The sequence below is a fragment of the Xanthomonas sp. PPL134 genome, assembly GCF_040595915.1.
GTDB classification, from domain to species: domain Bacteria; phylum Pseudomonadota; class Gammaproteobacteria; order Xanthomonadales; family Xanthomonadaceae; genus Xanthomonas_A; species Xanthomonas_A indica.
Genome location: NZ_JAMDLL010000003.1, coordinates 18,931 through 32,012, shown reverse-complemented (window position 1 = coordinate 32,012; position 13,082 = coordinate 18,931). Strand labels below are relative to the sequence as shown.

The following is a 13,082-nucleotide window of genomic DNA, read 5'->3' as shown; positions in this document are numbered from 1 at the left end:
TGCGACCATGTCGGCCCCGCCGGCGACGCTTGCCAGCGCCGCCCTGCCGGCGCGCGTGCGCGACCTCCTGCAGACCTTGCACGCCCAGTTGTGGCAGGCCCTGGACGCGCCGTTGCAAACGACCCTGGACGACCTGGAGCAGACCCTGTTCGAGCAGGCCCAGCGCGCCCGCAACGGCCAGGTGCAGCAGGACATCTACCAGGAAGTGCAGCGCTTGCGCGCGCAGCGCGCGGGCGTTGCGCCGTTCTATCGGGCGCACCTGGAAGCCGGATTGGCCGGCATCCGCAGCCCGTTGGCGATGGCCGCCACGCCGCGCGCGGCCAAGGCCGGCGCCACCGCGCAGATGATGACCCTGGTCGCCGATGTGGATATCGACCGCGACATCGTGCTGCACGAGATCGCCCGCCGCGAGGCCACCCGCTGCAACATCCCGCTGCAGTTGCTCGGCCAGCGCTTCGGCGTGCTGGCGGCGCGGCCGGCCTTCGAGATCGAGCAGTTGCCGCTGGGGCCGCACGCGCTGTGCCGGCTGCTGCGCGATGCCGGCGACGCGCTGGGCCTGGGCCTGGACACGCAATTGGCGCTGTACCGCGCCTTCGAACGCCAGGCGCTGGCGCGCTACGGCGAGATGGTGGAAGGGGCCAACGTCATGCTCACCCAGGCCGGGGTGCTGCCGGGCCTGATCTACCTGCCCTACGTGGCGCGCAGCACCAACGTCGAGCCGGGCGCGCGCCGCGTCGCGCGCATGCCCGCAGGCACCGAGCCAGCCGCTGCCGCCAACGGCCCCAGGGGGAGCGGCAGCGCTCCCGGCCAGACCGCGCCTGCCGCGGGCGTGTCGCCCGGGCCCGCCGCCCCACCGCCGCTGCCGCCAGCGGGGCCGGCGGCCGGTGCCGGCGAGCCAGCCGCTGGCGGTCCCGATCTGGCCACCCTGCGCCAGCTGCTGGCGGCCGCACGCGCGCATGCCGCGCCCGCTGCCGCGGCGCCCGCGGCCATGGCCACCGGTGCCGCCCCCCTCCCGTCGCTGCCGGCGAGCGCCGTCGGCGCGGCGCCGGTGCCGACCGCCAGCCTGCTGGAGGCCCTGGGCGAACTGCAGGCGCAGCCGCCGGCCCACAGCACCCTGGGCGGGCTGCGCGGACGCCGCCACCTGCGCGACGTGCGCGCCGCCCTGCTGCAGGCGCTGCGCGCCACCCATGGCGCACAGGCGACCCTGGCACCGCAGCAGGCCGACACCTTCGATCTGCTCGGCCTGCTGTACGGCGAAATCGAGCGCGAGGTACGCCCCGACGCACCGGCTGCGGGGCTGCTGGAACGCCTGCAGGTGCCGCTGGTGCGTGCGGCGCTGCAGGATCCGGCGTTCTTCGCGCACAGCCGCCACCCGGCGCGGGAACTGCTCAACGCCGTCGCCGAATCTGGCGCGACCTGGCTGGGCGAAGACGACAGCGATCCGACGCTGCTGCTCAAGCTCAACCACGCGGTGGACCGCGTGGTCGAGGAGTACGAAGGCGACGAGGTCGTCTTCGAACAGGCCCACCAGGACATCCTGGCGCAGCAGCGCAGCCTGGCGCACAAGGCCGAGATCGCCGAACGCCGCCACGTCGAGGCCGCGCGCGGCAAGGAACGGCTGGAGCTGGCCAAGCAGACCGCGACCGCCACCCTGGAGGCGCTGTGCACTGCCCGGCAACCGCCCGGCTTCGTGCAGACCCTGCTGCAGCAGGCCTGGTCCGACGTGCTGGTGCTGACCCTGCTGCGCCAGGGCGAGGACTCGGAGACCTGGCGCGAGCGCATCGGCCTGGCCGAGCGCATCGCCGAGGTCACCTGCCAAAGCGACGGCGCCTACGATGCCGCCCTGGCCGAGCGCGTGTGCCAGGCGCTGCTGCAGGTCGGCTACCACCAGCAGGAAGCCGAGGCGATCGCCCGCCGCCTGTCCACGCCCGGCGGCACCGATGCCACCACCTCGCGCACCGAACTCAGCGTGCGACTGAAGGCGCGCACCCGCCTGGGCGACCAGGGCGAGGACGACGAACGGCCGTCGCTGCCGCCACGCACCGAGACCGAACAAGCCGCGTATGCGCGGCTGCGTACACTGCCGTTCGGCACCTGGTTCGAGTTCGTCGTCAACCAGCAGGGCGACCTGAAACGGCAGCGCCTGTCCTGGTACAGCCCGATCACCGATCGCGCGCTGTTCGTCAACCAGCGCGGCCAGAAGGCCGCCGAGCACACCCTGGACGGGCTGGCGCGGCTGTTGGCGCAGGGCCAGGCCCGCATCGTCAGCGAAGACCGCGCCCGCCTGATCGACCGCGCCTGGCAGGCCGCGGTGCGCGCGCTGCGCACCCTGGCCGGCGCGCCCGCGGCCGACGACGCGATGGAGGGCGCATGAGCACCGACGCCCGCCGCTCGCCGCGCCGCCAGGTCCCGGAGATGGTGCCGGTCCTGGACCTGATGGAAGACGCCGTGGTCGGCCGCCTCGGCAACGTGTCCGAACACGGCATGCTGCTGCTGGCTTCGGCGCCGCTGCACGAGGACGCCCTGTACCAGTTGCGCTTCGCGATGCCGCACGCCGACCGCGAGGTGCAGATCGACGTCGGCGCGCACCTGCTGTGGAGCGAACCTTCTCACGCACCGGGCCAGGCCTGGGCCGGCTTCCGCTTCCTGACCATTTCTCCCGCGCACCGCGACCTGTTGCGGCAGTGGATCAACGCCGCATCCGGCGGCTAACGCCGCCGATCTCGCAGGAGCGGCTTTAGCCGCGACCGGCATTCGCGGGAACGCCTCGGTCGCGGCTGAAGCCGCTCCTACGACAGCCATCCGAGTCCGTTGCGCGCTCCGACTCAAAAAGATCCAGCGGATCGACAAAGCCCCGCGTCGCCGGCGCAGCTTCGGCAACGTACGCTATGCACGCCGCCCACTCACGTCCGCACACCTACACCGTTTCCGGCACACTTGGCGCCCTGTTTCCGCATCGCCGAACGAGCCATTGCCATGCCCCAGCACGACCCCAGCGCCTTGTACGCCGACCACCTGCGCACCCTGACCCGACGCGCCGACGAGGCGCTGGCGCGCGGCGGCTTCGACCACCTGGTGGTCCCCAGCGGCAGCCTGCACTACCAGGTGTTCGACGATCGCGATTATCCGTTCGCGGTGAACCCGCAGTTCAAGGCCTGGCTGCCGCTGACCCGGGTGCCGAACAGCTGGCTGGTGTACACGCCCGGACGCCGGCCGCAGGTGATCTTCCACCAGCCCCGCGACTACTGGCACGTGGTGCCGGACGCACCCAGCGGCTGGTGGGTGGAGCACTGCGACATCCACCTGATCCGCACCCCGGACGAGGCGCTGGCGCTGCTGCCGGATGTCGCGCGCAGCGCGATCCTGGGCGAGCCGCAGAGCGCACTGGGCGGCTACGTGCCGAACAACCCGGCGGAGGTGCTGCAGTACATGGAGTACCACCGCGCCTACAAGACGCCCTACGAGCTGGCGCTGATGCGCCAGGCGCAACAACTGGCAGTGCGCGGCCATCGCGCCGCCGAGGCCGCGTTCCGCGAAGGCCGCAGCGAGTTCGAGATCCACATGGCCTACTGCGCCGCGGTCGGGCAGGACGCGAACGAACTGCCGTACGGCAACATCGTGGCGCTGAACGAACACGGCGCCGTCCTGCACTACACCGAACTGCAGCGGCAGGCGCCGACGCCGCTGCGCAGCTTCCTGATCGACGCCGGCGCCTCCGCGCACGGCTACGCCAGCGACATCACCCGCACCTACGCCGCCGATCGCGACAGCGACTTCCAGGCGCTGATCGACGCGGTGGACGCCGCGCAGCAGCGCATGGGCCAGGCCGTGCGCGCCGGCGTCGACTACCGGCAGCTGCACCTGGATGCGCACCTGGCGCTGATGGGCGTGCTGAAGGATGCCGGCGTGCTCACCGTGTCGCCGGAAACCGCGGTGGCCACCGGCGTCAGCGCCGCGTTCTTCCCGCACGGCCTGGGCCACCCGATCGGCCTGCAGGTGCACGACGTCGCCGGCTTCGCCGCCAGCGACCGCGGCGGCCGCATCGAACGCCCCGACGGCCACCCCTACCTGCGCATGACCCGCACCCTGGAACCGGGCATGGTGGTGACGATCGAGCCGGGCCTGTACTTCATCGACATGCTGCTGGACGACCTCAAGCAGGCCGGCCACGGCGACAGCGTCGACTGGGCGCGCGTGGAACAGTTCAAGCCCTACGGCGGCATCCGCATCGAGGACGAGGTGGTGTGCACCGAGGACGCGCCCGAGAACCTGACGCGTCCGGTATTTGCGGCGGCCTGAGGGCCGCCGCCGGGAATGGAGAATCGGGAATCGGGAATCGCAACAGCAAAAGCGCCCGGTCCGCTAGCTGACCTTTCTACGCGCGGGCGCCGCTTTTTCCATTCCCTAGTCCCTAATCCCCATTCCCAGCCATCAAGGCCTCGATCTCCTCGGCGCTGCGCGCCAGGGCATCGGTGAGCACGCGGTGGCCGTCGTCGGTGATCAGCACGTCGTCCTCGGTGCGGATGCCGATGCCGCGCCACTTCGGGTCCGCGTCCTTGTCGTCCGGTGATACGTACAGGCCGGGTTCGATGGTGAACACCATGCCCGGCTCGAGCAGGCGCGATTCGCCGGCCAGCCGGTAGTCGCCGACGTCGTGCACGTCCAGGCCCAGCCAGTGCCCGGTCTTGTGCCGGTAGAAGCGCCGGTACTCGCCGCTGGCCAGGTTCTGTTCCAGGCTGCCCTTGAGCAGGCCCAGCCGCAGCAGGCCTTCGGTCAGGGTCTGCACCGCGGCCAGGTGCCCGGCCTCGTAGGCCACGCCCGGCCGCGCCTGCGCCAGCGCGGCGGCGTGGGCGGCACCGACCAGGTCGTGCAGCGCGCGCTGTTCGGCGCTGAAGCGGCCGTTGGCCGGGAACGTGCGGGTGATGTCGGCGGCATAGCCGCGGTACTCGGCACCGGCATCGACCAGTACCAGCTCGCCGTCGCGCAGGCGCGCGGCATTGGCGCGGTAGTGCAGCACGCAGGCGTTGTGGCCGCTGCCGACGATGCTGCCGTAGGCCGGCCAGGCATCGCCGGCGCGGAATTCGCGCTCGATTTCGGCCTGCAGTTGGTATTCGTGCACGCCCGGGCGCGCCAGCCGCATCGCCGCGCGGTGCCCGGCCACGCTCAGGTCCGCAGCGACCTGCATCAGCGCGATCTCGTCGCGCGATTTGAACAGGCGCTGCTCGTGCAGCAGATGGCCCAGTTCCAAAAATTCGTGCGGCGGCTGCGCGCCATGCCGCACCTGCTCGCGCACGCGCTTGACCCAGCCGATCAGCTTCAGGTCGAAATCGACATCGCGGCCGAAGTGGTAGTACACCCGCGAGCGCCCTTCCAGCAGCCCCGGCAGGATCTCGTCGAGGTCGTCGATCGGATAGGCGTCGTCCATGCCGTAGCGCTCGACCGCGCCTTCCTGGCCCGCCCGCGGACCGTCCCAGGCTTCGCGCTCGGGGTCGCGTTCGCGGCAGAACAGCAGCGCTTCGCCGTGGCGGCGCCCGGGCACCAGCACCAGCACCGCATCCGGCTCGGGGAAGCCGCACAGGTACCAGAAGTCGGAATCCTGCCGGTACGGGTAGTGCGTGTCGTGGCTGCGCACCCGCTCCGGCGCGCTGGGCAGCACCAGGATGGCCTGCTCGCCGGCCATGTCCATCAGCTGCCGGCGCCGGCGCGCGTACTCGCCGGAGGAAATCCCGGTGAGCCGCTTCATCAGTTCAGGCGCTGCCGGTGGCGCGGGCCGAGCACGCAGTCGCTGTGCAGCAACAGCGCCGCCACGCGCACGAACTCCTCGATCTCGGCCAGCGCGTCCTCGTCCTCGTCGCCGCTGTCGAAGTCGTCGGCGCTGGCCTGGGCCAGCCGTGCGAGGTCCTGCAGCGCTTCCTGGCCCTCCTCGGACAGGGGCGGTGCCGCCCCTGCGGCCAGGCCAAAGCCACCGAGGAAGCCGCGGCACCAGTCGAACAGCGCATCGGCACGCTCGGGCAGCGACGCGCCGGCATCGGCCAGCACCAGGTCGAAACCGAAATCGCGGTCGTTCAGTTGCGCAGTCGTGGCCTCGCGCAGGCGATCCAGCGCGTCGCCGCTGCGCGGCGCGGCGATGCTGGCATCGGCCAGCACGGCAGCCGGCCACGCCGGCAGTTCGGCGCCGCCGCCGGCCAGCCAGCCGCACAGGGCGCCGTGCAGTTCGGCTGCCGACGCAGCCAGGCCAAGCGTCCGGCTGGCATCGGCGATCTGGTCGGCAGTGGGAAGTTCGGTCATGGAGCGAAGCCTGTCGGGCGCTGGCCACGGGCCTGTGGCGGCCTGCAGCGGAATCGGGACTGCGCAGTGTAGCAATCGCGTGTGCGCCGCCGCTTGTGGAGGCTTCCGACACGCGCCTACACTCCACCACCCGTTCTTTGACAGAAGTCACTTTCCGCCATGCCATTGGAGCACGTTGCTGCAGGAGCTGCGGAAAGGACCGGCCTGGCCTTGTTCGGCGAGACCTTGCTGGCCGTATGGCCACTGGTGGCCCTCGGCGCGCTGGCGGCCTGCGGGGTGGCCGCGCTGTTCGCCCTGCGCTCGCGCCGGCGCCTGCGCGAGCAGTTGCACCGGCACGCACAGCTGCAGCAACGCGACCAGCACCTGAAACTGGCGCTGTGGGCCTCGGGCGAGCACTTCTGGGATTACGACCTGCAACAGCGCACGCTGCGGCTGATGCGCGCCGACGAGGCCACGCCGCACGCGCAGGACATCGGCCTGGTGATCCGCGAGAACGAGCCGCTGCGGATCCATCCCGAGGACATGGAACAGGCGCGGCAGGTGCTGCAGGAACACCTGCAGGGCCGCACCGCGATCTATACCGCCGAGTACCGCGTGGACCTGGCCGGGGACGGGGTCTGGCACTGGGCACGGGTGCGGGGCCGCGTGGTCGACTACGACGCCAGCGGCGCACCGCGTCGCCTCGCCGGCACCGCACGCGACATCACCTCGCACCGCCAGGCCGACCTGGAGCGGCGCATCGCCGCCGAAGTGCTGCGCAGCATGGGCGAGGCGGTCGCCGTCCTCGACGAGGAGCGCCGCTTCATCTCGGTCAATCCGGCGTTCACCCGCATCACCGGCTACAGCGAGCGCGAGGTGCTGGGCCAGCCGATGACGCTGATCGACCACACCCCGGAAACGCCGGCCGCGCCAGTGGCCGAGCACGGCCGGCACTGGCGCGGCGAGGCCTGGAAACGGCGCAAGGACGGCCAGGAGATCCTCTGCCACCTGCGCCGCAACACCGTGGTCGACGCCGACGGGCGGCAGAGCTTCCAGGTGGTGGTGCTGGAGGACATCACCGACCAGAAGCGTGCCGAGCAGGAACTGCGCTACCTGGCCAACTACGACACGCTGACCAGCCTGCCCAACCGTGCGCTGCTGTCCGAGCGCCTGGCGCGGGCGATCGTGCGCGCGCGGCGCCAGGCCGGCTCGGTCGCGGTGCTGTTTCTGGACCTGGACCGTTTCAAGGACATCAACGATTCGCTCGGCCATGCGGTCGGCGACCGCGTGCTGCGCGCCGTGGCCGAACGCCTGCAGCAGGCGGTGGGGCCGCAGCACACGGTGGCGCGGCTGGCCGGCGACGAATTCACCGTGGTGGTCGAGGACATCGTCAGCCAGGGCGAGGCCGAGGCGGTGGCCGCCCGCGTGCTGGCCGCCTTCGAGGCGCCGCTGCGGCTGGACGAACGCCGGGAGGTCGCGGTCTCCAGCTCCATCGGCATCTCCCTGTTCCCGCAGCACGCGCTGCTGCCCAGCGAACTGCTCAAGCACGCCGACACCGCGATGTACCAGGCCAAGGCCGCCGGGCGCCGCAACGTGCAGGTGTACTCGGCGCGCATGGACGAGGCCACCCGCCATCGCGCCACCCTGGCCAGCACGCTGCGCAAGATCCCCTTGGACCAGGAACTGAAGCTGGTCTACCAGCCGCGCTACTCGCTGCGCACGCAGCGGGTGGTCGGCGTGGAAGCGCTGCTGCGCTGGCACAGCGCCGATTTCGGACCGGTCTCGCCGAGCCAGTTCATCCCGCTGGCCGAGGAGACTGGGCTGATCCTGGAGATCGGCGAATGGGTGCTGCGCCAGGCCTGCGGCGCGCTGCGCGACTGGCGGCGGATGGGGCTGACCGACCTGTGCATGTCGGTGAACGTCTCGGCGATCCAGCTCGAGCGCGGCAACCTGCCGCAGCTGATGGCCGAGATCCTCGCCGAGACCGGCGTGCCGGCCGCCAACATCGAACTGGAACTGACCGAGAGCGTGGTGATGTCGCAGGTCGGCAAGAACGCCGAGTTGCTGCGCGCCTGCCGCGAGCTGGGATTGACCCTGGCCATCGACGATTTCGGCACCGGCTATTCGTCGCTGGCCTACCTGAAGCGCCTGCCGATCAATACCCTGAAGATCGACCAGGAATTCATCGGCGATCTCACCCGCGACCCGGACGACGAGGCAATCACCAGCACCATCATCGCGATGGGCCATTCACTGGCGCTGAAGGTGGTGGCCGAAGGGGTCGAAGACGCCGGCCAGCTGGCGTTCCTGCGCACGCACGGCTGCGACGAGATCCAGGGCCACCTGGTGGCGCCGGCGCTGGAGCCGGACGCCTGCCTGCGGCTGTTGCAGCAACCGCTGCGGCTGCCTGCCTGAGCGCCGGCCATGGCGCCGCCGCGCGGCGTCTTGACCGCCCCTCCGGCGCATGCCTATCGTGAGCGCCATGGACAGCCCTGACGCCCTCGCCGAGCTTCGCGCCCTTGCCGCACGCGTGGAAACGCTGGTCGAGCGCTGCCAACGCCTGTCCGACGAGAACCGCAGCCTGCGCCAGCAGCAGGAACACCTGATCGGCGAGCGCTCGCAGTTGCTGACCAAGAACGAGCAGGCGCGTTCGCGCGTGGAAGCGATGATCGCCCGATTGAAGTCCCTGGAGCAGCACACGTGAGCGAGCCGGTCAGCGTCCGCATCCTCGACCGCGAGTACACCGTCGGCGTCGAGGCCGAGGAGCGCGACGGCCTGCTCGCCGCCGCGCGCCTGCTCGACGCGAAGATGCGCGAGGTGCGCGGCAGCAACCGCATGGCCGCGGTGGATCGCGTCGCCGTCCTTGCGGCGCTGAATCTGGCGCACGAGCTGCAGCAACTGCGCGACGAACACGCGCAGCGCGACCGCGAGATGGCGCGCACACTCGCCGATCTCAATCGGCGCCTGGACAGCGTGGTCGATACGACGCGCTGATCCGCTCGTGGCGCGGCGATCATCAACGTGAATTGCAACGCACCGAAGCACCGACGAACGGACTAGCCAAGCGCGACGACGGCGCTATACTCCACTTGCGTTCTCTGCTGTGAACGACAGCGTGTGCAAACATTCGCCTTGTCCCTTAATGACGACCACGGGGTGGCGACGGAATCGGGAGTGCAAGTCCGCCTCGTAGCGGGAAGCCCGATGATTCTCCAGCCATCCCACTTGAACCCCGGGTTCAAGGTCGTTTCGCACGCATCGTCACGGCGGAGAATGCAATTCTTCCAGGAAGCGGCGCCGCAAGGCGCCGTTTCCTTTTTGCGCGTCCGCAACCTGCGTGTCCACCACGTCGTCGTTGCCGGCGCAGCGCATGTGCGACGCGTTCTCGCGCCGGCCGAAACCCGGGATACTGGTGTCCCCACCACGGAGATCCCGGATTGCCGACGCTCGCCCAGATCCTCGACCGCTTCGACCCCGCAGCGGGATTCGATGTCCCCGCCAGCTGGCGACAAGGCCGCACCGCCTTCGGCGGACTGTCCGCGGCGCTGGCGCTGCAGGCGGCGCTGCGCACGGCGCCGTCCGCGTTGCCGCCACTGAAGTCGGCACATATCGGGTTCATCGGCCCGGCCGACGGCACCCTGCGCTTCGATACGCAGGTGTTGCGCCAGGGCAAGTCCGCCACCTCGGTCGCGGTCGATTGCCTGGCCGACGGACAGGTCGCCCTGCGTGCCGCATTGCTGTTCGCGCAGCCGCGCCCCAGCCGCATCGCCCACGACTTCCTGCCGGCACGGCCGGCGGTGGTCGGCCCCGACGCGGCGACGCCGATCGCCGACAGCGCCGCGACGCCGGCCTTCGTCGCCAACTTCGACATGCGCCTGGCCGGTGGCGCGCTGCCGCTGTCCGCCGCGGCCGACCCGGAGTTGCTGGTCTGGGCGCGCCATCGCGACGCCGACGGCGTGGACCCGAGCGTGGCCCTGGTCGCGCTGGGCGACTGCCTGCCGCCGGCCGCGATGACCTGCTTCAGCGCACCGGCGCCGGTCAGCTCGATGACCTGGACCCTGGACTTCCCGCAGCCGGCCAGCGCCAGCGACTGGTTCCTGCTGCGCTCGGCCAGCCTGCATGCCGAGGACGGCTACTCGCTGCAGGACATGCAGATCTGGGACACGGCCGGGCGGCTGGTGCTGTGGGGCCGACAGACGGTGGCGCTCTACGCGTGATCGCCGCGGCGGCGACCGCGCCTGCTGGTCAGTGCGTGCGCCGGCGCCGACAATAGCGCCAATCCTCGCCACGCCTGCCCGATGACTGCCGACGACCGCGATTCCCTGCGCCAGGACCTGCGTGCGCGCCGCCGCGCGCTCACCGCGCCCGTGCGCCTGGCCGCCGCCGATGCGCTGGCGCAGCGGTTGCTGGACTTGCCGTTCGCGCCGCAGCACGGCCATGTCGGCGGCTACTGGGCCATGGACGGCGAGATCGCGCTGCACCGCTGGCAACTGTCGCTGCCGGACGCGGTGCAGTACTGCCTGCCGGTACTCAGCGGCGACACCCTGCGCTTCGCGCCGTGGCGTCCCGGGCAGCCGCTGCGCGCCAACCGCTACGGCATCCCCGAACCCGACGTCGACCCGACTACGACCCTGGCGCCGGCACAGATGGCCCTGGTGGTGGCGCCGCTGGTCGGCTTCGACACCGCCGGCGGCCGCCTGGGCATGGGGGGCGGCTGGTATGATCGCAGCTTGGCTTTCCGCCAGCGGCAGGCCCCGCCGCCCTGGCTGGTCGGGGCCGCCTTCGACGCGCAGCAGGTCGCGGCCTTGCCGCTCGCCGCCTGGGACGTGGCGCTGGACGCGGTCTGCACCGAATCCCTCACCCTGACGACCGCGCACGATTTCCCCGCATGACCGCACGCACCCGCTATTGGCTGATGAAGTCCGAACCGGACGCCTTCTCGATCGACGACCTGCAGCGGGTCGGCACCGAACCCTGGAACGGCGTGCGCAACTACCAGGCGCGCAACTTCATGCGCGACGGCATGAAGGTCGGCGACGGCATCCTGTTCTACCACTCCAACTGCAAGGTGCCAGGCATCGTCGGCGTGGCACGCGTGGCCAGCCAGGCCTACCCCGACGCCACCCAGTTCGACCCGTCCTCCGACTACCACGACCCCAAGGCCACCCCGGAGCAGCCGCGCTGGTACCTGGTGGACGTGGCCTTCGAGCGCAAGCTGGCGCGCACCATCGCGCTGGACGAGATCAAGCAGCACGCCGACGCGCTGGGCGAGGGCTTCCCCCTGGTCGCCCGCGGCAACCGCCTGTCGGTGTTCCCGGTCAGCGCCGCGCAGTGGAAGCTGCTGCTTTCGCTCGAATAGCCGGGATTCGGGATTGGGGATTGGGGATTTGCCTCCCAGCCCCACCCGCCTGCCGCTTCAACGAATCCCCAATCCCGAATCCCCACTCCCGAGCTCTTCCAATGTCAGACGCCAAACGCCTTGCCGCCGAAAAAGCCATCGACTACGTCCAGGACGGCATGATCGTCGGCGTCGGCACTGGCTCCACCGTCGCCTATTTCATCGACGCGCTCGGCCGCATCGGCCACCGCATCAAGGGCGCGGTGTCCAGTTCCGAGCAGAGCACCGCGCGCCTGCGCCAGCACGGCATCGAGGTGCTGGAGCTGAACCACACCGGCAACCTGTCGCTGTACGTGGACGGCGCCGACGAGTGCGATCCGAACAAGTGCCTGATCAAGGGCGGCGGCGCCGCGCTGACCCGCGAGAAGATCATCGCCGAGGCCAGCGAGCGCTTCATCTGCATCGTCGACCCGAGCAAGCAGGTGCAGACCCTGGGCGCGTTCCCGCTGCCGATCGAGGTGATCCCGATGGCGCGCAGCCTGGTCGCCCGCGAGATCCTGGCGCGCACCGGCGGCCAGCCGGTGTGGCGCGACGGCGTCATCACCGACAACGGCAACGTGGTACTGGACGTGCATCACCTGTCGATCACCGACCCGGTGGCGCTGGAGCGCGAACTGAACCAGATCCCCGGCGTGGTCTGCGTCGGCCTGTTCGCGCGCCGCCCGGCCGACGTGGTGATCGTCGGCGGCGAGCCGCCGCGCGTCCTGTAGACGCGCGCTGTCGCGCGCGTGGGATTGGGGAGTCGGGATTGGGGATTCGTAAAAGCGTGGATCCCGGCTTTTACGAATCCCCAATCTCCAATCCCCAATCCCCGCTCTTGACGCCACGCGCACCATGCAACAAGGTGCGCGCTGTCTTCCTCTTGCCCTGGCCCTGCCCATGTCCCTCTTCCGCGCGCTCAGCGTCCTTCTCCTGCTCGCCCTCAGTGGCTGCGCCAGCGCCGGCGACCATTGGGTGGAATTGGGCGGACATCGCTACGACGTGGAACTGGCGCAGAACGATGCGACGCGCGCACGCGGGCTGATGTTCCGCGACCAGATGGACGCCGACCACGGCATGCTGTTCATCCACGACCGCGAGGAACCGCAGGCCTACTGGATGAAGAACACCAAGATCCCGCTGGACATCCTGTACTTCGACAACCAGCGCAAGCTGGTGGCGCAGCAGCGCGACGTGCCGCCGTGCTCGGCCGGCGACGCCTGCCCGCCCTACCCGAGCAACGCGCCGGCACGCTACGTGCTCGAACTCAACGCCGGCCAGGCCGAGCAGTTGAAGCTGCAGGACGGCACCGAACTGCGTTTCGGCCCGGGAATTCCACAGGGCCACTGACCCGTCAACGGTGCCGGCGGCGTCGGGAAAAGGCCCCGCGACCACGGCGCTGAACCCGACACCGCTGTCGGGAACGGCCGGACTTGAT

13 protein-coding genes and 1 other RNA gene are annotated in these 13,082 nt (G+C 70.8%); 12 read left to right on the top strand and 2 right to left on the bottom strand.

What is annotated here, in order from left to right; genetic code table 11:
• Positions 1-7 precede the first annotated feature (7 nt).
• The 3 genes from M3U25_RS08090 (at position 8) to pepQ (ending at position 4,299) form a co-directional block, all read left to right on the top strand.
• A complete protein-coding gene (locus M3U25_RS08090; protein ID WP_355503759.1) occupies positions 8-2,374 on the top strand; it encodes a DUF1631 domain-containing protein in 2,367 nt (788 codons plus the stop codon).
• Positions 2,371-2,712: a PilZ domain-containing protein gene (locus M3U25_RS08085; RefSeq protein ID WP_160945310.1), complete on the top strand. Its 342-nt coding sequence runs from the start codon at positions 2,371-2,373 to the stop codon at positions 2,710-2,712. The genes M3U25_RS08090 and M3U25_RS08085 overlap by 4 nt, the downstream gene beginning before the upstream one ends.
• 264 nt (positions 2,713-2,976) lie before the next feature.
• The gene (pepQ, locus tag M3U25_RS08080) at positions 2,977-4,299 is read left to right on the top strand and encodes a Xaa-Pro dipeptidase (RefSeq protein ID WP_355503743.1); all 1,323 of its coding nucleotides are present in this window, start codon (positions 2,977-2,979) and stop codon (positions 4,297-4,299) included.
• A gap of 112 nt (positions 4,300-4,411) precedes the next feature.
• Here the strand turns inward: pepQ and M3U25_RS08075 are convergent, their stop codons facing one another.
• Together M3U25_RS08075 and M3U25_RS08070 are read right to left on the bottom strand one after the other, a co-directional pair.
• Positions 4,412-5,743 carry an aminopeptidase P N-terminal domain-containing protein gene (locus M3U25_RS08075; protein ID WP_355503745.1) on the bottom strand — a complete coding sequence of 444 codons (1,332 nt, stop codon included), beginning with the start codon at positions 5,741-5,743 and terminating at the stop codon, positions 4,412-4,414.
• A complete protein-coding gene (locus M3U25_RS08070; RefSeq protein ID WP_160945314.1) occupies positions 5,743-6,288 on the bottom strand; it encodes a YecA family protein in 546 nt (181 codons plus the stop codon). The genes M3U25_RS08075 and M3U25_RS08070 overlap by 1 nt, the downstream gene beginning before the upstream one ends.
• A 210-nt stretch (positions 6,289-6,498) precedes the next feature.
• On the opposite strand from M3U25_RS08070, the gene M3U25_RS08065 reads away from it, so the two are divergent.
• The 9 genes from M3U25_RS08065 (at position 6,499) to M3U25_RS08025 (ending at position 12,994) form a co-directional block, all read left to right on the top strand.
• Entirely contained in the window at positions 6,499-8,682 is a 2,184-nt protein-coding gene (locus M3U25_RS08065) for a GGDEF and EAL domain-containing protein (RefSeq protein WP_263392456.1), read from the top strand.
• Between the two features lie 67 nt (positions 8,683-8,749).
• The gene (locus M3U25_RS08060) at positions 8,750-8,971 is read left to right on the top strand and encodes a TIGR02449 family protein (RefSeq protein ID WP_017910437.1); all 222 of its coding nucleotides are present in this window, start codon (positions 8,750-8,752) and stop codon (positions 8,969-8,971) included.
• Positions 8,968-9,261 carry a cell division protein ZapA gene (locus M3U25_RS08055; RefSeq protein WP_242080491.1) on the top strand — a complete coding sequence of 98 codons (294 nt, stop codon included), beginning with the start codon at positions 8,968-8,970 and terminating at the stop codon, positions 9,259-9,261. The genes M3U25_RS08060 and M3U25_RS08055 overlap by 4 nt, the downstream gene beginning before the upstream one ends.
• A gap of 98 nt (positions 9,262-9,359) precedes the next feature.
• Positions 9,360-9,544: non-coding RNA, 6S RNA (ssrS, locus tag M3U25_RS08050), on the top strand.
• A 160-nt stretch (positions 9,545-9,704) separates the two neighbouring features.
• The gene (locus tag M3U25_RS08045) at positions 9,705-10,484 is read left to right on the top strand and encodes a thioesterase family protein (protein ID WP_355503749.1); all 780 of its coding nucleotides are present in this window, start codon (positions 9,705-9,707) and stop codon (positions 10,482-10,484) included.
• An 81-nt stretch (positions 10,485-10,565) separates the two neighbouring features.
• Positions 10,566-11,159: a 5-formyltetrahydrofolate cyclo-ligase gene (locus M3U25_RS08040; RefSeq protein WP_355503751.1), complete on the top strand. Its 594-nt coding sequence runs from the start codon at positions 10,566-10,568 to the stop codon at positions 11,157-11,159.
• Entirely contained in the window at positions 11,156-11,626 is a 471-nt protein-coding gene (locus M3U25_RS08035; RefSeq protein ID WP_017915860.1) for an EVE domain-containing protein, read from the top strand. Before M3U25_RS08040 ends, M3U25_RS08035 begins: the two co-directional genes overlap by 4 nt.
• Positions 11,627-11,727: 101 nt before the next feature.
• Complete coding sequence (rpiA, locus tag M3U25_RS08030; RefSeq protein WP_295967857.1) at positions 11,728-12,375, top strand: ribose-5-phosphate isomerase RpiA; 648 nt, start codon at positions 11,728-11,730, stop codon at positions 12,373-12,375.
• Positions 12,376-12,544: 169 nt separating this feature from the next.
• The gene (locus M3U25_RS08025; protein ID WP_355503754.1) at positions 12,545-12,994 is read left to right on the top strand and encodes a DUF192 domain-containing protein; all 450 of its coding nucleotides are present in this window, start codon (positions 12,545-12,547) and stop codon (positions 12,992-12,994) included.
• Positions 12,995-13,082: the final 88 nt, after the last annotated feature.